Origin of the sequence: Streptomyces sp. IBSBF 2435 (assembly GCF_036815005.1) — a bacterium.
In the GTDB taxonomy this organism is placed as follows: domain Bacteria; phylum Actinomycetota; class Actinomycetes; order Streptomycetales; family Streptomycetaceae; genus Actinacidiphila.
In genome coordinates this window covers 22,045-42,338 of the sequence record NZ_JAJSYW010000016.1, presented here as the reverse complement: position 1 = coordinate 42,338, position 20,294 = coordinate 22,045, and the positions used below count along the sequence as shown (strand labels likewise).

Sequence of the window (20,294 nt, the reverse complement as noted above, 5' to 3'; positions counted from 1 at the left end):
CACCGTCCGCGCCGGGCAGCAGGCGGGTGCGCACATCGGCGTCGACCCCCTCGGCAAGCAGCAGCGGCTCAAGGATGCGCAGGTCCCGCAGCGGGCGCACGGTCTCGCCGTACACCGCGTCGGCGAGCGCGAACGCCAGCTCCACGAAGCCCGCGCCGGGAAAGACGACCTGGCCCATCACCACGTGGTCGCCCAGATAGGCCGGGTTGTCGGGACCGACCAGCGAGCGGAACTCGCGTACGCCCGCGGCGCGCTGCTGGTCGGTGGTGGACTCCCGGCCGAGCAGGCCCGCCGCGTCGGAGGCGGCGGCGGCCGGGTCGCCGAGCCGGCGGCGGACACCGGCCGGCAGCCAGTGCCGCTTGCGGTCGAAGGCGTACGGCGGCAGGTCCGCCAGCGGCCCGGTGCGGCCCCGGTGGTAGGCGGCCCAGTCGACGGACAGCCCGGTGGCGTAGGACTTGGCGAGCGCGGCGGCGATCGTGCCGCCGTCGGTGTCGGTGGGCACCAGGCTGGCCAGCCACACGTGCGAGGCGGCGTCCTCGCTCCGCCGGCCCATCCCGATCAGCGCGCCGGACGGGCCGACCTCCACGAAGACATGGCGGCCCCTGGCCCGGACACTGCTCAGGCCCGCGGCGAAGGCGACCGGCCGGCCGATGTGCCGCACCCAGTAGTCGGCGGTGGCGACCTCCGCGTACTCGGCGACCTTGCCGGTCAGGTTGGACACGAAGCTGATCGTCGGCTCGTAGAAGGCGATGTCCCGGATCTCCGCGCGGAAGGCGTCGAAGACCTCGGCCATCAGCGGCGAGTGGAAGGCGTGCGAGACCGGCAGGCCCTTGCATCTCAGGCCGCGTTCCCGCAGCGTCTCCTCGATCTCGTCCAGGGAGGCCGTACCACCGGATATCACGCACTGGTCCGGCGTGTTGACGGCGGCGAAGCTGACGTCGGCGTAGCCCTCGATCACCGGTGCGACGTCCTCGGCCGCCGCCCGTACCGCGGTCATCCGGCCGGGGGCGGTGACGGACTGCATCAGCCGGGCCCTGGCGGCCACCAGCCGCACCGCGTCCGGCAGGGTGAACAGGCCCGCGACCGTGGCGGCGACGATCTCGCCGATGCTGTGTCCCAGCAGGACCGAGGGCCGTACGCCCCAGTCCTGCCACAGCGCGGCGAGCGCGTACTCCAGGGTGAACAGCGCGCACTGGGTGTACTGCGTCCGGTGGATGTCCTGGTCGGCGCCCTCGCTTTCGCCGAGCATCAGGGCCCGCACGGAGCGGCCCAGGTGCGGCGCGAACAGCACGTCCAACCGGTCCACCTGCTCGCGGAAGACCGGGTAGCGCTCGTAGAGCGGCCGGCCCATGCCGGCGTACTGGGCGCCCTGGCCGGTGAACAGGAAGCAGACGGGCGCGCCGCGCAGGCCGTCGTCGGCCGGCCGGGCGCCGGTGTCCGCGGCGACGGCCTTGTCCAGGAACGCGCGCGCCGCGGCGATGTCGGCCACCGGCGCGGCGGCCCGCGCGGGGAAGTGGCTGCGGCCGGTGTTGGCGGTCCGGCAGAAGGCCGCGAGGTCCTCCTGCGGGAGGGCGTCCAGGGCGTCGCGCCAGGCGGCGGCCTGGAGGCGCAGCGCGGCCGGGGTCTTGGCGGACACCGTCAGCAGCGGCAGGACCGCGTCCTGCCCGGCCGGCCGGGACCCGGTCGGCGGCACGGCCGGCGGCGGGCTCGACGGCGGGGCCTGCTCCAGGATGACCGAGGCGATGGTGCCGGCGAAGCCGAAGGAGTTGACCATGGCGCGGCGGGTGCCGCCGGCCCAGGGCCGGGCGTCGGCCGGGACGGTGACCGGGTACTCGTCCCAGGGGATCTTGCTGTTCGGGTTGGCCAGGCCGAGGTGCGGATAGAGCACCCGGTCGCGCAGTTGCAGCACGGCCTTGATCACACCGCCCGCGCCGGCCGCCGCCTCCATGTGGCCGATGTTGGTCTTCACCGAGCCGACGACCAGCGGGGCGTCCTTGGAGCGGGACGCGCCGAAGACCGCGTTGACGGCCCCCATCTCGATCGGGTCGCCGAGCGAGGTGCCCGTTCCGTGCGCCTCGACGTAGCCGATGTCGCCGGGCTCCAGCAGGCAGTCGGCGAGCGCGGCGCGCATCACCGCGGCCTGCGCGATGCCGTTCGGCACCGTCAGCCCGCCGCTCTCGCCGTCCTGGCGCACCGAGGAGCCGCGCAGCAGCGCCAGGATCCGGTCGCCGTCCCGCTTGGCGTCCGAGAGCCGCTTGAGGGCGAGCACACCGACGCCCTCGCTGCGGCTGTAGCCGTCGGCGGACTCGTCGAAGGTCTTGCAGCGGCCGTCGAGGGCGAGCATGTTCGCCTGCGAGAAGACGATGTGGTTGCGCGGGTGGTGGACGGCGTTGACCCCGCCGGCCAGCGCGATGTCGCACTCGCCCTGGCGCAGGCCCTTGGCGGCCAGGTGCATGGCGACCAGCGAGGAGGAGCAGGCGGTGTCGATGCTGATGCACGGACCGCGCCAGCCCAGGAAGTACGACAGCCGGCCCGAGATGGCGCTGTGCGCGGTCCCGGTGCCGACGTGCGCGTCGAGGCCCTCGGCGTCCAGGACGTCCATCTCGACCGCGTAGTCGGCGGAGCTGACCCCCATGTACACCCCGCCGCTGCCGCCGCGCAGCGCCGCCGGGTCGATGTTCGCCGACTCCAGCGCGTGCCACGACGCCTCCAGCACCAGCCGCTGCTGCGGATCGAGGTAGCCGGCTTCCTTGGGCCCGATGTTGAAGAACTTCGCGTCGAAGCGGTCGATCCCGGAGACGAAGCCGCCGCCGGCCGTGGCGATCTTGCCCTTGGTGCCGCGCTCGGCCGTGTGCAGCGCCTCGGAGTCCCACCGGTCCGCGGGGACCGGGGTGACCCCGTCCCGGCCCTCGCGCAGGAAGTCGGCGAAGCCGTCCAGCGTGGCGTTGTTGCCGGGGAGCCTGAACCCGATGCCCACGACGGCGATGGGTTCGTACTTCTCCAGGAGCAGCCGGCGGAGCAGGGCGTCCTTGTCCGTGGCAGGAGCCGGAGCAGGGTCAGTCATCGGTGTGTCTCCCGCTGTCGTTGCGAGCGCCGGGGGCCGGCTGGGAGGTGTCAGGAGTTGTAGAGGTCCTTCAACAGGTCGTGCACCAGTGCCTTGGGCACCCCTGAATCCCCGGCCGGCGGGACCGGGCCGGGCCGGGACTCGGCCGCCGGGAAGAACTCCGTGAGCACCTCGGTCCGCAGATGGGCGAGAAGATGGCTGACGGTCGGATGGTTGAGCAGGCTCGCCGCGTCCACCTGCCGGCCCAGCGTCGCCTCCAGCCGCTGCTCGATCTCGGTCGCCCCGAGCGAGGTCAGCCCGTGCGCGAAGTAGCTCTCGTCGTACGGCAGTACGTCGGTGTCCGACATCAGCAGCGCGGCACGGAACTCGCGCAGCACCAGCTCCTCCAGCAGGGCGGGCCGTTCTGGCAGCGCGGTGGCCGCGAGCCGGCGGACCCAGGGGGTGTCATCGGGCTGCGTCACTGCGCGCTCCCTTCCGGCTGCTCGCGCGGGGGCGGGTTGACGATCACCATCCGGACCTCGCCCTGGCTGCGCCCTCCCTCGTCATCCCAGTAGCGGCAGGTGGTGTCGGCGACGATCATCGGCTGCCAGTTGCGCCCGCCCGCGCTCTCGCGGACCTTGCGGAAGGCGATCTCACCGTGGAAGCGGGCCACTTTGACGCCCTTGCTGAAGGAGCTGTGGAAGTCGACGATGAGGAAGTCGGGCAGCTGGCGCTGCCAGTAGTCGTCCATCGTCCAGTGCGCGAACGGCGCCATCAGCCCTTCCTTGACGCTCTTCGCCACCGCGTAATACATCATCTGGTTGTAGCAGAGGTTGAATTCCACGGCGTTGAAGTGCCCGGTGTCGTCGATGTAGAAGGGCGCCGGGATCGCGAACTCGCACGTCGCGACGGTGAGACCGCCGTCCGTCGTGACGGCGGCCGACTTCAGGTACTGGCAGCTGGGTTTGTACACCCGCAGCACCCGGGCGAGCAGCGGCTCGTCCGTGGGGTGCACGGCAGGCGGGGGTGAAGCGGTCTCCATGCGCGCGCCATCTCCTCCAGGGCTGGTCTCCCTGGCGTTCCGGCGGAACGCCGAGGAGGTCGGCTCGGTCCGCTCCCCGCTCGGCGGGGAGCGGTCACACGGCGATCCCGTCGTAGAACGGGTGGTCGTCGTGCACCGTGACGCGGAAGGAGGCGGTCGGCTCCGGCTTGGTGGTGTGCAGCGCCCGGTGGATCAGGGTGCGGTTGTCCCACACCAGCAGATCGCCCTTGTCGAACGTCTGCAGGTGGATGTTCGGGTGCTCGAAGGTGTCGTCCAGCTGGCCGGTGTGCTCCAGGACCTGGCGCAGCAGCCCGCTGTCCAGCTCCTTGCCGTCGGCGTCGGTCAGGGACAGCGCGAAGCCCTCGCTGAGGTAGGCGATGCGCTCCCCGGTGACCGGGTGGACGATGACCGTGGGGTGCCGGACGGTGGGGGTCTCCGCCTCGATGTCGGCCAGGATGTCGATCATCGGCCGGTAGACGTCCGTCGGGCGGATCTTGAAGTACCGCTGCACGCTGTGCCGGCAGTACGTTCCCGCCAGGACGTCCTTGATCTCGTCCGGCAGTCCCGTGTACGCCTTGGCCATGTCGATGAAGTACGTGCCGCGATTGGCCTTGGGAATCACCTGCGGGTATATCAGGGTCAGTCCGAAGGGATTCGGCATGAATTCGTAATCCGCGTGCCAGAACTTCCCGGTCCGCGGAACACCGATCTGCTGGCCGTCGCGCGGGACGTTCGAGGAGACGAAGATATCGGCCTCCTCGGGGTGCCAGTACATGGGCTGGTAGTAGCGCTCGACCTGGCCGAGGCTGCGGCCCAGTCCGACGAAGGCGGCAGGGGATAAGTCCTGCTCCTTGAGGACGACGATCTTCTCGGTGTAGACGAGCCTCTTCAGCTCGTCGAGATCCTCGGCGGACGCGGTCGACGCGTCGAAACCGGAGACGCTGACGCCCATCTTGCTGCCGGGTTGCCTAGCGACGATCACTGGTTCCCTCCCGTTGAGCAACCGATGGCAGCCCGAAGTTGCCAGAACTCCTGTTGAGTTGGCTTTCCAAGAGGCGTGACGGTCGCGTCGTGGGTGAGAGTCTATGGAGGCCTCCGATCCGCTGGCCAATCACTTCTTCTTATCGCTTTGATGATCCACAAGGCACCGCGCGGTGATCGAATTGCCGCACAGCGGTGTGCCGGGCGCCGGACCGGGCGCCGGGCCGCCGAGAGCCGCGGCGAGCACCGCGCAGAGCACGTACAGCCCGCGCCGCCGGGGCCCCGCGCCGCTCCGGCGGGAGCGGCCCTGCCCGTGGCCTCTGCCGTCCCTGGCCGTCGCCGATGTCTGTGACCTGCGTCTTTTCGCATGCTGCATGGCAGCACAGACTGGGCGGGCCAGGTGATCGCCACGGGCTCGAAGAGTCACGAGGACGCCACGCGCACGGTGCTCCACGGCGGCTCGCCGTCCTTGGGCTTTCTGACGCCTGCTTACTTCGCGGAGCCGGGGCAGAAGAGCCTCTATCACAAGCAGCCCTGTGGCAGCAGGCAGGCCGCCCCTGAAGCGGAGCGGCAGGCACACGGGGGAACGGAGGAGAGTGGCATGACCACCGGCTACGGCAGCACCACCCAGCGTCAGGTCAGGAGCGGCAGCAACGGTCTCGCCATCGCAGGTCTCGTGTGCGGCATCGTCGGGATCTTCCTGTTCAACGTGATCCTCGGCCCGCTGGCCGTGGTCTTCGGCGGCATCGGTATGCGCAACGCGCGCCAGGGCGCGGGCAATCACGGCATGGCGCTGGCCGGGGTGATCCTGGGTGTCTTCGACATCGTGCTGTTCATCGTCCTGCTGGCGGTGGCCAACAGCAACGGCGGTTTCAGCTGGCACGTCGGGTGACTCCGCCCACCGCGGCCACCCGGCGCGGCCCCGGCCCGACATCGGGCCGGGGCCGCGCCGTTTCCACCGCCCGACCGCCGCTGCGGTCCGCGGACCCGGCACCAGCGCGGTGGGCGGCGGCCACCGCAACGGCGAGCGCCGCGGGGAGGCGGGCCTCACCGCGGCGCTCGTGCCGGGGGTGGTGCGTACGTGCTTCGGTACGGCTGCGCGACACCGGTCGGGTCCTTTGCGCGAAAAGAACGCCGGCCGCGGCGGATTGCGCTCGCGGCCGGTCAGGACCTCCAGAACCGGGGAGGCCGCCGGTATCAGCCCTGCGTGTCCCGGGGTATGCGTTCCAGCAGCCCGCGCAGGTCGTCCGCGTGCTCCTCCTCCTGGGCGAGCAGTTCCTCGAAGACCCGCCGCGTGGTCGGGTCGCCGTTGCCCAGCCACTGCACGATCTCGGTGTACGAGGCGACGGCGACCCGCTCCGCCACCAGGTCCTCCTCGACCATCGTCACCAGATCCGCGCTCGCGTCGTACTGCGCGTGCGAGCGGGTGGTCAGCGTGTCCGGATCGAAGTCGGGCTTCCCGCCGAGCTGGACGATGCGGGCGGCGAGCTTGTCGGCGTGCGTCTGCTCCTCCTGCGCGTGCTCCAGGAACTCCGCCGCCACGGGCTCCGCGTACATGCCCGTCGCCGTGTAGTAGTGCCGCTTGTAACGCAGTGTGCAGACGATCTCGGTGGCCAGCGCCTCGTTGAGCACCTGGAGGACTCTGTCCAGGTCGGCGCCGTAGGCGTCGGTCACCGGCCCCTTGCCGATCTCCGCACGGGCCCGCTCACGGATGGTCTCGATATCGGTCAGGAACTCCGCCACAGCAACTTCCTCCTCGTGTCGACCTCCTTCCACGTACCCCGCCCCTGCCCCGGCACGCCCGGCGGACCGCCCTGAAACCGTTACGCGTTCCCGGGGGCCGCGGCGGCGTCCGCGGTCTCCCCGGGCGAGTGGTCCAGGCGGGCGGCGAAGACGATCATGTCGTCCTCCTGCTCCGCGCCGAAGACGGTCAGCAGACCGTCGCAGAGGCGCTCCGGGCCGGCCGCCCCCTGCGCGGCGGTCGCCACGCGCAGGTCCTCCATGCGCTCACTCAGGTCCCGGTCGCGGGTCTCGATGAGCCCGTCGGTGATGAGCACGACGGTGCTGCCCGGATCGACCTGGTGGACGGTCGCGGCCGGCTGCGGAAGGCCGACGCCCAGCAGCGGGCCGTGGTCGCGCAGGTAGTCGCCCTGCTTGCCCGGCCGCATCAGCAGCGGCGGGAGGTGTCCGGCGTTGGCGACCTGGATCACGCCCGCGCCGGGCTCGACCAGGACAACGCAGACGGTCGCGGTCCACCCCCGCTGGTGCAGCCGCATCAGGTGGTCGAGGCGCTCCAGCAGCTCGTGCGGACGGTGCTCCTCGGCGGCGTACGCCCGCAGCGCATGCCGCAGTTCGCCCATGACGATGGCGGCCTGGAGGGAGTGGCCGACCACGTCGCCCACCGCCAGCAGAAGGCCGGCGGGGGTGTCGACGGCCTCGTAGAAGTCGCCGCCGATCTCGGTCTCGGTGGCCGCGGGAAGATACCGCACCGCCAGCTCCACCCGGGGTATCTGCGGCAGTTCCGAGGGCAGGAAGGTCCGCTGGAGGGTGAGCGCCAGCTGGTGCTCCTCGCCGTAGAGGGCCACCACACCGCGGTTGGTCTCCTCCAGCTCCGCCGACAGCTCCGCGTACAGCGCCATGACGCCCTGGTTGGTCTCGGTCAACTCCGAGTTGAGCCGCTCCAGTTCGTCGCGCTGCGCCCGTGACTCCTCCAGCGCGGCGGCCAGGTCCCTGGTCTGGGCCCGCAGGTCGTCCAGCGCGGTGATCGTCGGCAGATCGGCCCGCAGCGCCTCGTGGACCCGTACGGCCGCGTCCCTGGCGCTCGTGGCCTCGGGCAGCTCGCAGGCGACCTCGATACGCCCACCGGAGCGGGCCGCGCCGGCGCGCGGGACGCTCCGCACGTACGGCAGGAGGCGCGCGGCCAGCGCGAACGACTCCTCGCTCGGGTCCCGGTCGTCGTGCCAGGCCAGTTCCACCCGCAACCGCGGCGGTGCCTGCTCCTCGATGGCGAACGAGGCCATGACCGGGGCGCCGGGGCGCAGCAGGTCGCGGCCCAGTTCGCTCAGCGCGGTGGCCAGGCGCACCTGGTCGCGCTCCTCCAGGCCCGCCGCCACGGCGGCGGACTTGGCGCTGCGGCGCAGCGCGAACACATCGTGCTCCGAGTAGAGCGCGCGGCTCACCCCGAGGTCCCGTGTCACCACAGCTCCTTCGTGACCACCACGCTCGCGTCGTCCCGGCGGGTTCCCGCCATCCGCAGCAGGCCCGCCGCCACCACGGTCGGCGCGTGCGGCAGCAGGCCCGCCAGGTCCTGCGCGGTCCAGCGTTCGTTGAGCCCGTCGGAGTGCAGCACGAGCGCGCCGAACGGCGGCAGCCGGTGTTCGTACGTCCGCAACTGGTGCATCTGGTGGCCCACGATGCCCGGCTGCGAGAGCAGGCTGTGCCGGCTGTCCCGGGTGACCAGGGCGGCCGTGATGTTGCCGACCCCGCAGAACAGCAGGCGGCCGTTCTCCGGTTCGACCCGGGCCACGGCGACCGCCGCGCCGCGGGTCCCGCGCAGGGCCTTGTGCAGCTGCTCCATGATCTGCTCCGGCAGCCGCGAGGTGCCGGAGCGGAAGGCCTGCACGGCGCTCTGGCCGGCCAGCGCGGCCATCGGCCCGTGGCCCAGCCCGTCGCACAGCATCACCAGCACAGCAGGGCCGCGGCCGGCGACAGCCGAGGGCACCGGCACCGCGCGCGACGCCCGCCGGGACGTGGCGGCGGACAGCGCCGAGGTGGCCGTACCGGGCCGGTGCTGGATGCCCGTCAATGCGGCCCAGTCGTTGACCGCCTGCGCGGGAGGAGGCTCCGGGGCCTGCGGCCGCGCGCCGCCGGCTTCCCGGGCGTCCTGGGCGTCGTCCGCGAGGTCGGTGCGGGTCGCCCAGGCGTCGCCGCAGACCTGCTCGCCGCTGATGGGACGGGTGACGCCGCCCACCGCCGGTTCGGCCGCGCCGGGCCGCGGGCGCTCGGCTGCCTGCCAGAACCTGGCCAGCTGCACGGTGCCCTGCCCGGGCCGCGAGTGGATGTCGAAGACGTCGGCCAGCCGCCGGACGGCTCCCAGGCCGATGCCCAGCGTGCCCTCACTGGAGACGCCGTCCCGCAGTGCCTCGGCCACATCAACGATCCCGGGGCCGCCGTCCACGACGACGACCTCGACGCCGGCCGTAACGGAGGTGCGTACGACCCGCAGGAGCAAGGACCCGTCGACGGCGTGGCGGCGCATATTGGTGGCCAGTTCGGCGACCGCCAGAACCAGTTCCGCGGTGCGGTGCTCGCCGAGCCCGATCCTGCGGCCCAGCGCCGCCGCGGCGCCGCGGGCGGCCTCGGGCTCGTCCCGGAACCACGAGACGTCCTCGTAGTCCACGAGCGGCGGCACCCCGGCGGCGCTCACCTGGCCCACTTCGCGATCGTGACGGTCGTGCCCCGCCCCACGACGCTGTCCAGGAGGAAGTCGTCGACCAGGCGCTTGGACCCGGAAAGCCCCAGGCCCATGCCCTTCCCCGAGGTCCAGCCGTCGGTCAGCGCCAGGTCGATGTCCGGGATGCCGGGTCCGTGGTCGACGAAGACGACCCGCACGCCGCGCCTGCCTCTTTCGTTGACCAGAGTAGCGGTCATCGTGCCGCCGCCGCCGTAGATCAGCGCGTTGCGGGCCAGTTCGCTCGCCGCGGTGACCAGCTTGGTCTGCTCCACCAGGGAGAGCCGGCACTCCTGCGCCAGCGCCCGCACCATCTGGCGCGCCATCACCACGCCTTCGTTGGCCGTGATGGAGAGCACCGCCGGCTCGGTCACGGCGCGAACACCCGGTCGGGCGGTCCGTCGGACTCCCCGCTGTCGTCCGGGCCGGCCTCCGCGTGCTCCCGGGACCGCTCCAGCGCGCGCAGCCCCTTGTCCAGAGTCAACGCGGTCTTGACGCCGCCGAGCGACAATCCCAGCTCGACCAGGGTGATCGCCACCGCGGGGCGCATGCCGACCACCACGGTCTCGGCGTCCAGCATCCGCGAGATCGAGGCGATGGTCGCCAGCATCCGGCCGACGAAGGAGTCCACGATCTCCACGGCGGTGATGTCGATGACCACCCCGTGCGCGCCGGATTCCACCACGCGGGCCGCCAGGTCGTCCTGGAGCACCATCACCGCGCGGTCGTCCAGGTCGGTCTGGATCGAGACCAGCAGAATGCGGCCTATCTGCAGGATCGGGATCTGCTCGCTCATCGGGCGGCCCCCGCGCCCGGAAGCGTGGTCAGCGCGGTCCCCGAGCGGCGCAGGGCGTGGCGCAGGGCGTCGGCCAGGCTCGCCTTGGTGGTGATGTCCCCGAAGTCGATGCCGAGGGCGACGATGGTCTGGGCGATCTGCGGGCGGATTCCGGAGATCGTGCACTCCGCGCCCATCAGCCGCGCCGCGACGACCGTCTTGAGCAGGTGCTGGGCCACCTCGGTGTCGACCGCCGGCACCCCGGTGATGTCGATGATGGCCTGCTCGGACCCGGTGTCGAGGAGCGCCTGGAGCATCTTCTCCATGACCACCATCGTCCTGGCGGAGTCCAGGGTCCCCACCAGCGGCACACCGATCACGCCGTCCCACAGCTTGACCACCGGGGTCGACAGTTCGAGGAGCTGCTCGGCCTGGGCGGTGATCAGCTCTTCGCGTGTCCGCGTGTAGGTCTCGATGGTGAACAGGCCCAGGGCGTCGAGGAGCTGCGCGAGCTGGAGGTACGCCTGGATGTCGCCGCTCGCGCCACCGGTGAGGCCGGGTTCCAGAACCGGCTTGAGCGCGAACACGCTCAGCGCCGTCTCCGACGGGGTGAAGCCCTGGCGGGCGCGGTTGCGGGACAGCTCGGTCAGCAGGGCCCGCACCTCGCCGAACTCCTCGCCGTGCGCGTCGAGGCTGCCCTGGCCGAGGGCGGCCAGCAGCGCCGTGTACAGCTCCCGCAGTTCGCGGTCGACCTCCGCCCGGCTGACGCGCCCGCCCAGGGAGGACGACACGCGGTCCGCCCACTCGGCTGCCGGGTCGCTGTCGGCGCCCGCGCCGGACAGCAGGGTCACGAGTCCTTCGGTTCCGCTCGTTGCAACCACAGTGCGCTCCCCTACATCGTCTCGAACATCCGACCAGGTCAGGGCACCGCTGCACTGCCTTCGCGTGAGAGCGACAGATCGAAGACCGGTCTGCCGCTGGCGTAGCTTATCGCCTGACCCGACGGGCTCACGTGCCAGGAGGCCAACTACGTCCCGCGCCCGCCGTGCGAGCGTTGCTCCAGCTCACCGGCCGGAGGCCGGACGCAGCGACAGACGGACGGTGACCCGCTTGCCGGTGGGTGTGAGATGCACCTCGAAGCCTCCGCACAGGGCCGCGACGATCTCCATGCCGTGCCGGCCGATGCGGGCCGGATCGTGGTCCATGACCGTCGCGGGCTGCGAGGACCGGTCCCAGACGCCGATCTCGACGGCGTCCCCGACCAGTTCGAGGTCCACACCGCACGGGCCGCCGACGTGCTTGACCGCGTTGGTCACCAGTTCGCTGACGACCAGCTGCGCGATCCCCACGACGTCGGCGGGCACGGGCGCGGCGCCCTCGGTGACGACCCGACCGAGAAAAACCGTGGCCAGTCTCCTCGCCTCCGCTATGGAACCCGACCCACCGTCGTACGTCCCGCTGACACGCACCGCCGCCTCCATCCCCGCTCGCCACCCGACGGGCGAAGGCCGGGCACGGGGCTCAGGACCCCGGGCCACCGCACGCGACGCTTTCGGGGTACGCACTCGCCCGCGTACCGGATCGCCCGCCCCGCCAGGTTTCCTGCTCCGGACCGCCGGAGCGGAAGTCCATGTCATTCAAGCATGTCGGCGGCCCTCCGCCCCGCGAAAGGGGCGGCGACAGAGGTTCGGAGTGCCCGCAGGGTCCGCGTTCCGGCCCGGAATCGATCCCGGGAGCCCCGAGGTGTTGTCGCCGGCGCAGACCGGGGCAGGAGTCCGGCGTCGGCTGCGGTGTCCGCGGCTCAGGGTTCGAGGGGGTTGTGGTGGCGACTGGCGAGGGCGCGCCTTCCGGTGGGCCGGGGCGGCCGGCCGGCGGCAGGGGCCGGGGCGCGGGCGCCGGGACGAAAGGCCGGTACGACGCGGGCGGGGCCCCTCCAGGCACGCAGCGGGCCCCCCGCCGGGGAGGGCGGGTGTCGGCGTTCTTCGGCGCGGTGCGGACACTGGCCAGGTCCATCGCGGCGGCCTGGGACAAGGACGCGACGGAGCGGGCCGCCGCACTCACGTATTACGCGGTGCTGGCGCTCTTCCCCGCGCTGCTGATGACGCTGTCGGTCGTCGGGCTGACCGGCAGCCCGGACGCCAGCGGGGTCCCGGGCGGCCTTGAGGTGCTGATGCCCGGGCAGTCCCGGCCGCTGGTGGCCAACACGCTGCGGCACATGGCGGAGAACGCCTCGGCGACCACCTCGCTCGCCACCTTCAGCGGGGTGGGCGCCGCATGGGCCGCGTGCAGCTACGCCGCGGTCTTCCGGCGGGCCCTGCACCACATCCAGGGCGTGGAGGACCACCGGCCCGCCTGGCGTGCCGCGCCGCGCGTCGTGCTCACCGCCCTCCTGCTGCTGGTCCTGCTGGTGTGCAGCACCATCTGCGTGATCGTCAGCGGTGAGGTCGCGCACCGGACCGGTGACCTGCTGCATCTGGGCAGCCCGGTGGTGTCGGCGTGGCGCGCGCTGCGCTGGCCGGTGCTGGTCGCCGTGGCCACGGCCACGGTCCTGATCCTCTTCCGCTCCGGGCCGACCGGGGCGCGGAGCCTGCGGGCGACCGCGCCGGGCGGCGGCGTGGCGGTCGGCCTGTGGCTGCTCACCTCGGCCGGGTTCGCGATCTACACCGCCCGCATGGGCACGTACAACCGGCTGTACGGTCCTCTGGCCGGGGCGGTCGCCTTCCTGGTGTGGATGTGGTTCAGCAATCTCGCCCTGCTCGTCGGGGCCCACTACAACGCCGAGCGGGCCCGCCGGTCCGGCGCCGCCGCGAAGAGCGGCGCCTGAGAACACCGGGGGAGCCCGGCCTGCCGGATCGTACGGCCCGGCCGGCCGGGCCGCTCAGCTGGGGACCGCCGCGTGTACGGCGTCCGGCAGCGTACGGGTGATCTCGTCGCCGAGGCGCTCGAACTCCTTGCGCAGGAAGGGATCGGCCAGCCGCGCCAGGCCGTGGAAGCGGATGGTCGCGTCGTAGGTGACGCGCGTCCCCTCCCCCGTCTCCTCGAAGCCGAAGTCGTCGGTGGAGGTGGCCGTCTTGTTGGTGCCGGTGAAGGTCACCCGGCGCTCCTCACGGCGGTCGAGCCGGTAGTCCAGCTCGGTACGGCGACCGCGGAAGACCGAGACGTTGCGCCACCGGGCGCCCACCGCGGGCTCGGCGTCGTCCCCGTCGCGTACGCACTGGCGCGTGCCCGGGTCCCAGTCGACCGCGTGGGCGAAGTCCGCGATGTAGGCGGCGACCGCGGGCAGCGGACGCTCGACGGTGAAGGAGCGGCGGACGTGGACCATGGCGTTCTCCTGACGGACGGCGGTGCGCATGCGGCACCGCTGGACAGTGTGCGGGTGAGGCGGCCGTGCGCGGGCGGGGCAGCGCCGGCGGTGCCGCCATGATCACGCCTACCCGCTGACGGCCGCTTCGCCCAGCCCCGGCGCGCCGCGGTCGGTCACGAGGCGTCGGTGCGCGGGAAGACGTACTCGTCGAGCACGATGCCGAGTGCCACGGCCACCGGAATGGCCACCAGGCCGCCGATGATGCCCAGCAGCGACCCGCCGGCCAGCACCGCGACCACGGTCACCACCGGGTGCACGTCGACGGCGAACCTCATGGCCCGCGGCATGATCAGGTAGTCCTCCGCGACCCGGAAGCCGACGTAGAAGGCCGCGGTGGCGATGGCCACCGGGAGGGAGACGGTCAGCGCCACCAGGCTCACCACGATGCCGCCGACTGTCGACCCGACCACCGGCACCATGTCCATCAGCGCCACGAAGAAGCCCAGCGCCGCCCCGTACGGTACGCCGATGGCCTCGCACCACACGAAGGTGGCGATCCCGGCGATCGCAGAGGTCGCGATGTTGCCGAGCATGTACCGGCCGACCCGGCTGAGGATCTCCTCGGTGACGGCCTCCACCCGGGGGCGCCGGGTGCCGGGGACGAAGCGGTAGCAGAACTGCTTGATCGTAGGCAGCGCCGCCATCATGTAGAGGGTCACCGTGATCACGATGACGGTGGAGGTGATGAGGCTGATCACCAGCTGGCCGGCCCCGAGCACGCCGCCGGCCACCTGGGAGGCGCCGCCGGAGTTCAGCTTCGACTGCGCCTTTTCGATGATGTGGTAGTGGTCCTCCAGCCGGCCCAGGGTGGAGTGGTGGTCGTGCAACTGCTGGCGCCAGCGCGGAATGCCGTCGGTCAGCGCGTTCACCGCGTCGGTGACCGGCGGGATGATCAGCGCGAGGAAGCCGGCCAGCAGACCGGCGAATCCGGCCAGCACCGCCGCCACCGACCAGCCGCGGCGCAGCCCGAGGCGCCCCAGCCAGGCGACGACCGGCTCCAGGCTGACCGCGATGAAGACGGCGAGCAGCAGGAGCGTCAGCAGTTCGCTGAGCCTGAGTACGGTCTGCACCAGCAGCCACGCCAGGATCGCGCCGAGCGCGAGCCCGAAGCCGATCTGGAACCAGGACCGCCGGACGACCGCCACCCTTCTCCCGGGTGGCCGAACCCGCCCGTCCGCGGCCACGGCCGTGTCCTGCGCTGGCTCCGTGCCGCTTGCGGCGGTCGCGTCGGATGAGGCCTCGTCTGAGGCACTCGGGGCGACGGCGGTCGTGCCGGAGGCGGTCGCCTTGGCCGCGGTCGCCTCGGCCGCGGTCGTGCCGGAGGCGGTCGTGCCGGTACTGGCGATAAGCAGGATCTCCTGCGCCCCGGGGGTCTCGACGCCGTCGGGCCCGTGCGGCTCGGGAGCCGCGGAGCCTGGCCTTGGTACCGCGCGGGCCGGCATGTCGGACACTGCGTCATCCCCCTTCGCCATGATGGTCCCGCCGGGCCCGGGCCCGCGGATGCGGAACCCGGGCGCCGGGCCGGCTCTGCGGCGCGGCGCACGGCGTCGGGCTTGCGTCTACCCCCGGCCGCGCCGACGATTCGCGCCGATCGCGGCCCCGCGCCGGAGCGCGGCCGGGCCACCGGGCGCCCGGCCCGGGTCCGCGCCGCGCACGGCTCAACGAACAGGCACGACGCGGGGAAACGGCGTCCCGCCGGGGAGGCTCGCGTCACAGGTGTTACAGGGCGTCGCGCAGCGCCGGCAGCAGTGCCTTCTCCGCCCAGTCCAGGAACGGCCCCTGCTGGTCGCCGCCGATCTGGATCAGGGCGATCTCGTCGAAACCGGCCTCGGCGTACGGGCGTACCGCGTCCACGAAGGCCTCGACGTCGTCCCCGCAGGGCACCGACGCGGCGACGTCCTCCGGGCGGACGAACCGGGTGGCGCCCGCGAAACCGGCGGTTCCGGGGAGTTCGGCATTGACCTTCCAGCCGCTGCCGAACCAGCGGAACTGGTCGTGGGCACGGGCGACCGCGGCGTCGCGGTCGGTGTCGTAGCAGACCGGCAGCTGGCCGACCCGGGGCTTGCCCGCCCCGCCGTGCCGGTCGAACGCGGCCAGCAGCTCGCTCTTCGGCTCGGTGGCGATGACCAGGTCGGCGAGCCGCCCCGCGATCGCGCAGGACTGCTCGCCCGAGACGGCCACGCCGAGCGGCGGCGGCTCGTCGGGCAGGTCCCACAGCCGGGCGCCCCTGGCCTCGAAGTGCGGTCCCCCGTGGTCCAGCTCCTCCCCCGCCAGGAGCGCCCTGATGATCCGCACGGCCTCCTCCAGCTTCTCCAGCCGGACCGCCGCGGTGGGCCAGCCGCCGCCCACCACATGCTCGTTGAGGTTCTCGCCCGAGCCCAGGCCCAGCCGGAAGCGGCCCCCGGACAGCAACTGCATCGTCGCCGCCTTCTGCGCGACCACCGCCGGGTGGTAGCGGGTGGTCGGGCACGTCTCGTACGTCATCAGCGGGATCCGCTCGGTGGCCTGGGCCGCGGCGCCCAGCACGCTCCAGGCGTACGGAGCGTGGCCCTGCGCGCCGAGCCAGGGCGAGTAGTGGTCCGAGGTGACGGAGAAGTCGAATCCGGCGCGTTCCGCCCCGGCCACATGCTCGACGAGATCGCGCGGGCCGGCCTGCTCGGTCATCATCGTGTATCCGATTTGCACCATAAGAGCCGCCTTACCGATCCGCGGTCGGCAAAACCGCCCGCGGATCGGTAAGGCACGGCCCCGGGCGGTCAGTCCTGGCGGTAGGCGAGGAGGGCGACGTCGTCCTCGTGCGGGTCGGTGCCGAGCAGCCGCGCGCAGAGCAGGTCCACGAGGTCGGCGGGCGCCAGGTGCCGGCCGGCGGCCAGCACCCCGGCGGCGCGGTCGAGCCCGGCGTCGATGGTCTCGCGGCGGCGTTCGACCAGCCCGTCGGTGTAGAGCAGCAGCGCGGAGCCGGCGGGGATCGCGGTGCTCGCCTCGGGGCGCCGGTGGCCGGCGAGGACGGCCAGGGGCACCGACTGGGCCGCGTCGAGCCGGCGGGTGGTGCCGCCGGGCCCGGCGAGGAGGCCCGGCGGGTGCCCGGCGCTGCTGTAGCGCAGGGTGCCGGCGGCCGGGTCGATGACGCCGCAGAAGACGGTGCTGCAGAAGGCGCCGTCCAGCAGGGCGCCGAAGCGGTCCAGGGCCTCCATGACGTGGGCCGGGCCGCTGTTCTCCAGCAGCAGCGCGCGGGCGGCGCTGCGCAGCTGGCCCATGGTGGTGGCCGCGGGCAGGCCGCTGCCGACGACGTCCCCGACGACGATCCCGTAGCGGCCCTCGGGCAGCGGGACGATGTCGTACCAGTCGCCGCCGACCTCCAGTGTGGAGCTGGCCGGCTCGTAGCGTACGGCAAACGCGGGCGGCAGGTCGCTGGGCCCGAGGATGGCGCGCTGGAGCGCCAGGGCGACCTGGCGCTGCTCGTCGTAGGCGCGGCAGCGGCCCAGGGCGCTCTGCAGGTGGCCGGTCAGCTGGATCAGCGCGGTGCGGTCGGCGACGGAGAAGAAGCGTGCGGGGCTGAACTCGATCCAGACCAGGGCGGGCCCTGTGCCGTCGTAGGCGGGCGCGCCGACCGCGGTGATCCGGGTGTCCTCGGCGGCGCCGTCCTCGGCGGGGACGGTGACCAGGCGGCCCGCGCGGACCCGGTCCCCGGCGTGTGCGGGGGGCAGGTCCGAGGCCGCGGGCGCCGGGCCGGTGGTGGCCGTGGGCACCGGGTCGCCGGCGGCGGTCCAGCGCACCAGGGACACCCGGGCGGCCTGCCAGGACTTCTGGAGTTCGGCCAGGGCCACGTCCAGGACCCGGGCGCTGTCGTCGATGTCGGCGAGCAGCCCGGCGAGGCGGGCGACGGCGGCGTCGCGTTCCGCGGTCAGGTACCGGGTGGTGATGTCGCGCAGGGTGCCGACCAGCAGGGTGCGCGGGCCGCCGCGCCGGTCGCGTACGGAGTCCAGCGAGATGTCGGCCCACACCCGGTGGCCGTCGCGGTGCCGCAGCGGCAGCACGAACCGCCCCGAGCCCTGCTCGCGCGCGGCGGCCAGCGCCCGCTCGACCAGGGCCAAGCCCTCCGGGTCCTGCTGGAGGGTGGGCCACCAGGGATGCGGTACGGGCCAGGGCAGCTGCCGGGCGGGGTGGCCGAGCAGGTGGGTGAAGGCGTCGTTGACCTCGATGACGGACAGGTCGGCGTCCAGCACGAAGAACCCGTCCTGCATCGCGGCGACCAGCGCGGTGCGCCAGGCGGACTCGTGGGTGCGCAGCCGCGCCATGTCCAGGTTGGAGCGCACCCTGGCGAGCAGGTCGGCGGAGGAGAACGGCTTGGCCAGGTAGTCGTCGGCGCCGCCGGCCAGCCCCTCGACGGCCGCCTCGTCGCCGGCGCGGGCGGAGAGGAAGATCACCGGGATGGCGGCGGTCGCGGGGTCGGCCCGCAGGGCGCGCAGCAGCCCGAAGCCGTCGAGGCCGGGCATCATGACGTCGGTGAGCACCAGGCCGGGCCGCTGCCGCCGGGCCAGGTCGAGGGCGTCCCTGCCGTCCGCGGCCACGGTCACGGTGTAGTGCGGCCGGAGCAGGCCGGTCAGATACGCCCGCAGGTCCGCGTTGTCCTCGGCCACGACGATGGTGTCGGCCCCGGCCGGCGGGCCGGGGGCGGGGCCGGGCTGTACGACCGGTTCGCTCCACCCCAGTGCTTCCGCCAGATGGCTCTCCGCCGCGCGCCCCGGGTGCGTGCGCACCGGCGGGGTCCGCGCCCAGCGTGCGGGAACGGCGACGGTCAGCTCGGTGCCCACGCCCGGGACGCTGGACACCCGGGCGTGGCCGCCGTGGAGCGCGGCCAGCTCCTGGACGAGTGCCAGGCCGATGCCCGAGCCCTCGTGGGACCTTCCCCCCGCGGAGCCAGCCTGGCGGAACCGCTCGAAGACGTACGGCAGTTCGTCCGGCGCGATGCCCGTCCCGGTGTCGCGGACGGCGAGTTCCACCGTGTCGTCGGTGGTGCGCAGGCCGACCCGGATCTCGCCGGCCGGGGTGAATTTCACGGCGTTGGACAGCAGGTTGAGCACGATCCGCTCCCACAGTTCGGGGTCCGCGAGCAGCGGGCGCGGCGGCGAGGGGCAGTCGATGGCGAAGCGCAGTCCCGCGCGCTCCACGGCGGGGGCGAAGGACTCGGCGACACCGCGGGTGAGGGCGCCGAGGTCGGTCGCGACGGGTTCGGCCCGCATCCGCCCTTCCTGGATGCGGCTGAAGTCCAGCAGGGTGTCGACCAGCCGGCGCAGCCGTCCGGCGTTGCGGTGGACGAGATCCATACGTGCGCGCTGCACGGCCGGCAGCGGGTGCCGGTCGTCGGCGAGCGCGTCCTGCGCCGGCCCCGCGACCAGGGTCAGCGGGGTGCGCAGCTCGTGGCTGACCGAGGTGAAGAAGCGGGTCTTGGCCCGGTCGAGTTCGGCCAGCTCCTCGGCGCGGCGCACCCGGGCGGCCTGGGCCTCCGCGTCGGCCACGGCCTTGGCCAGATGGCCGGCCGCCAGTTCCAGGAACCCCTGGTAGGCGTCGTCCAGCGGCAGGTCCGGGCTGACGCCGAAGACCACCGCGCCGTGCGCCCGCGCGGCGCCGCCCGCCGCCAGCGGCAGGGCGACCGCCGTGTCGACGGTCGTGTGGCCGGTGCGTCCGGCCGCCGGCCGGTGCCCGCCGGCCCGGAGCGGCAGCGCCAGCCCGTGCCGGGTCCTGGCTTCGCCGTCTGCGGCGGCCTGCCAGATCCACGCTCCGTCCCCGGTCGGGGCCACGGTGGAGGGGACCGGCCCGTCCCCGGGCTCGTCCAGGCCGAACCACGCGACCGGCTCGGCGGTCCGCCCGGTCTCCGCCGGCAGGTAGACGACGGCGAAGGGCACGTCGTCGCGGTGCGCGTCCAGCACGCCGATCGCGGCCCGGCACGCCTCGCGGACGTCGGTGACCTGCGCCGAGCGCGCATCGCCCAGCTCGCGCAGCACCCCGAGCCGGCGGGTGCCCAGCACCTGGCCCGTGGTCTCGGTGACGACCGTGAGGACCCCGCCCACCCCGCCGGGCACCGGGATGGCGCTGTAGGCGAAGGTGAAGTAGACGGTCTCGTCGAAGCCGTTGCGCTGGAGGACCAGCTCCAGGTCCTCGCGGTAGGTGGCGGTCCCGCCGTCCATGACCCCGTCGACCCACCCGCCGACCACCGGCCAGGCGTCGGACCAGACGTGCGGGACCAGCTGGCCCAGGGCCGGGTGCCTGGCGCCCAGGATCGGGACGAAGGCGTCGTTGTAGAGCATCGACAGCTCGGGACCCCACATGATCATCATGGGGAACGGCGAGTTCAGGCAGACGCCCAGCGCGGTGCGCAACTGCGCGGGCCAGTCCTGGACCGGGCCCAGCGCGCCCGACTCCCACGCCGTGGCCGCCACGAGGGCGCTGACCGCGCTGCCGGGCGCCGCCGACAGCAGCTCCGCGGGGAAGGCGGCCCTCCCGTCCCCCTCGCTGTCGGTCGACCCCGCCATCGCGCCCGCCCCCCGCCGTGTACGCCGTCCGGCGGCGCCGCCCTCCGCGCGGGATGGGCCGCGTCCGCGTACACGGCGATCCAACCGTCCTGTCCCCGCCCGGCGC

The 20,294-nt window shown here is 73.3% G+C and carries 16 protein-coding genes and 1 pseudogene; 2 read left to right on the top strand and 15 right to left on the bottom strand.

The features are described 5' to 3' along the window. Nucleotides 1-37: 37 nt before the first annotated feature. The 4 genes and pseudogenes from V7E46_RS05420 to scoE form a co-directional block, all read right to left on the bottom strand. A pseudogene (locus tag V7E46_RS05420) lies at nt 38-3,064 on the bottom strand (type I polyketide synthase); the annotation flags it as partial. A gap of 50 nt (nt 3,065-3,114) precedes the next feature. Beyond that, complete coding sequence (locus tag V7E46_RS05415) at nt 3,115-3,525, bottom strand: acyl carrier protein (protein WP_333767329.1); 411 nt, start codon at nt 3,523-3,525, stop codon at nt 3,115-3,117. Further along, nucleotides 3,522-4,085 carry an FcoT family thioesterase gene (locus tag V7E46_RS05410; RefSeq protein WP_333767328.1) on the bottom strand — a complete coding sequence of 188 codons (564 nt, stop codon included), beginning with the start codon at nt 4,083-4,085 and terminating at the stop codon, nt 3,522-3,524. Before V7E46_RS05410 ends, V7E46_RS05415 begins: the two co-directional genes overlap by 4 nt. A 94-nt stretch (nt 4,086-4,179) precedes the next feature. Beyond that, nucleotides 4,180-5,067 (bottom strand): (3R)-3-[(carboxymethyl)amino]fatty acid oxygenase/decarboxylase, encoded by an 888-nt coding sequence (gene scoE, locus V7E46_RS05405; protein WP_443053994.1) that lies wholly within the window; start codon nt 5,065-5,067, stop codon nt 4,180-4,182. 366 nt (nt 5,068-5,433) lie between these two features. On the opposite strand from scoE, the gene V7E46_RS33820 reads away from it, so the two are divergent. Then, nucleotides 5,434-5,958 (top strand): DUF4190 domain-containing protein, encoded by a 525-nt coding sequence (locus V7E46_RS33820; protein WP_443053993.1) that lies wholly within the window; start codon nt 5,434-5,436, stop codon nt 5,956-5,958. 305 nt (nt 5,959-6,263) lie between these two features. Here V7E46_RS33820 and V7E46_RS05395 read toward each other — a convergent pair whose 3' ends face one another. From V7E46_RS05395 to V7E46_RS05365, 7 genes are all read right to left on the bottom strand, one after another. Continuing rightward, nucleotides 6,264-6,809, bottom strand: coding sequence for a ferritin-like domain-containing protein (locus V7E46_RS05395; RefSeq protein ID WP_329172433.1), 546 nt, complete (start codon nt 6,807-6,809; stop codon nt 6,264-6,266). Between the two features lie 80 nt (nt 6,810-6,889). After that, nucleotides 6,890-8,263: a PP2C family protein-serine/threonine phosphatase gene (locus V7E46_RS05390; protein WP_333767327.1), complete on the bottom strand. Its 1,374-nt coding sequence runs from the start codon at nt 8,261-8,263 to the stop codon at nt 6,890-6,892. Further along, on the bottom strand, nt 8,260-9,501 hold the full coding sequence (locus V7E46_RS05385) for an ATP-binding protein (RefSeq protein WP_333767326.1): 1,242 nt from the start codon (nt 9,499-9,501) through the stop codon (nt 8,260-8,262). The genes V7E46_RS05390 and V7E46_RS05385 overlap by 4 nt, the downstream gene beginning before the upstream one ends. After that, nucleotides 9,489-9,842 carry an anti-sigma regulatory factor gene (locus V7E46_RS05380; RefSeq protein ID WP_333767336.1) on the bottom strand — a complete coding sequence of 118 codons (354 nt, stop codon included), beginning with the start codon at nt 9,840-9,842 and terminating at the stop codon, nt 9,489-9,491. The genes V7E46_RS05385 and V7E46_RS05380 overlap by 13 nt, the downstream gene beginning before the upstream one ends. 44 nt (nt 9,843-9,886) lie before the next feature. Continuing rightward, nucleotides 9,887-10,312, bottom strand: a complete 426-nt coding sequence (locus V7E46_RS05375; RefSeq protein WP_333767325.1) for an STAS domain-containing protein — start codon at nt 10,310-10,312, stop codon at nt 9,887-9,889. Further along, a complete protein-coding gene (locus V7E46_RS05370) occupies nt 10,309-11,142 on the bottom strand; it encodes an STAS domain-containing protein (RefSeq protein WP_443053992.1) in 834 nt (277 codons plus the stop codon). The genes V7E46_RS05375 and V7E46_RS05370 overlap by 4 nt, the downstream gene beginning before the upstream one ends. 213 nt (nt 11,143-11,355) lie before the next feature. After that, nucleotides 11,356-11,760 carry an ATP-binding protein gene (locus V7E46_RS05365; protein ID WP_333767324.1) on the bottom strand — a complete coding sequence of 135 codons (405 nt, stop codon included), beginning with the start codon at nt 11,758-11,760 and terminating at the stop codon, nt 11,356-11,358. 500 nt (nt 11,761-12,260) lie between these two features. Between V7E46_RS05365 and V7E46_RS05360 the strand changes: the two genes are divergently transcribed. Then, complete coding sequence (locus V7E46_RS05360) at nt 12,261-13,115, top strand: YihY/virulence factor BrkB family protein (RefSeq protein ID WP_333767323.1); 855 nt, start codon at nt 12,261-12,263, stop codon at nt 13,113-13,115. A 54-nt stretch (nt 13,116-13,169) separates the two neighbouring features. Here the strand turns inward: V7E46_RS05360 and V7E46_RS05355 are convergent, their stop codons facing one another. The 4 genes from V7E46_RS05355 to V7E46_RS05340 all read right to left on the bottom strand — a co-directional run bounded on the left by V7E46_RS05355 (nt 13,170) and on the right by V7E46_RS05340 (nt 20,188). Further along, entirely contained in the window at nt 13,170-13,613 is a 444-nt protein-coding gene (locus tag V7E46_RS05355) for an SRPBCC family protein (RefSeq protein ID WP_333767334.1), read from the bottom strand. Nucleotides 13,614-13,768: 155 nt separating this feature from the next. After that, nucleotides 13,769-15,097 (bottom strand): AI-2E family transporter, encoded by a 1,329-nt coding sequence (locus V7E46_RS05350; protein ID WP_333767333.1) that lies wholly within the window; start codon nt 15,095-15,097, stop codon nt 13,769-13,771. 277 nt (nt 15,098-15,374) lie between these two features. After that, the gene (locus tag V7E46_RS05345) at nt 15,375-16,343 is read right to left on the bottom strand and encodes an LLM class F420-dependent oxidoreductase (protein WP_333767322.1); all 969 of its coding nucleotides are present in this window, start codon (nt 16,341-16,343) and stop codon (nt 15,375-15,377) included. A gap of 68 nt (nt 16,344-16,411) precedes the next feature. Beyond that, nucleotides 16,412-20,188: a SpoIIE family protein phosphatase gene (locus tag V7E46_RS05340; protein ID WP_333767321.1), complete on the bottom strand. Its 3,777-nt coding sequence runs from the start codon at nt 20,186-20,188 to the stop codon at nt 16,412-16,414. Nucleotides 20,189-20,294 lie beyond the last annotated feature (106 nt).

Coding starts and splice junctions, on each gene's coding strand:
- V7E46_RS05410 (WP_333767328.1), bottom strand. CDS start 4,085: ATGGAGACCGCTTCACCCCCGCCTGCCGTGCACCCCACGGACGAGCCG.
- V7E46_RS33820 (WP_443053993.1), top strand. CDS start 5,434: ATGCTGCATGGCAGCACAGACTGGGCGGGCCAGGTGATCGCCACGGGC.
- V7E46_RS05380 (WP_333767336.1), bottom strand. CDS start 9,842: ATGGCGCGCCAGATGGTGCGGGCGCTGGCGCAGGAGTGCCGGCTCTCC.
- V7E46_RS05375 (WP_333767325.1), bottom strand. CDS start 10,312: ATGAGCGAGCAGATCCCGATCCTGCAGATAGGCCGCATTCTGCTGGTC.
- V7E46_RS05355 (WP_333767334.1), bottom strand. CDS start 13,613: ATGGTCCACGTCCGCCGCTCCTTCACCGTCGAGCGTCCGCTGCCCGCG.
- V7E46_RS05350 (WP_333767333.1), bottom strand. CDS start 15,097: ATGCCGGCCCGCGCGGTACCAAGGCCAGGCTCCGCGGCTCCCGAGCCG.
- V7E46_RS05345 (WP_333767322.1), bottom strand. CDS start 16,343: ATGGTGCAAATCGGATACACGATGATGACCGAGCAGGCCGGCCCGCGC.
- V7E46_RS05340 (WP_333767321.1), bottom strand. CDS start 20,188: ATGGCGGGGTCGACCGACAGCGAGGGGGACGGGAGGGCCGCCTTCCCC.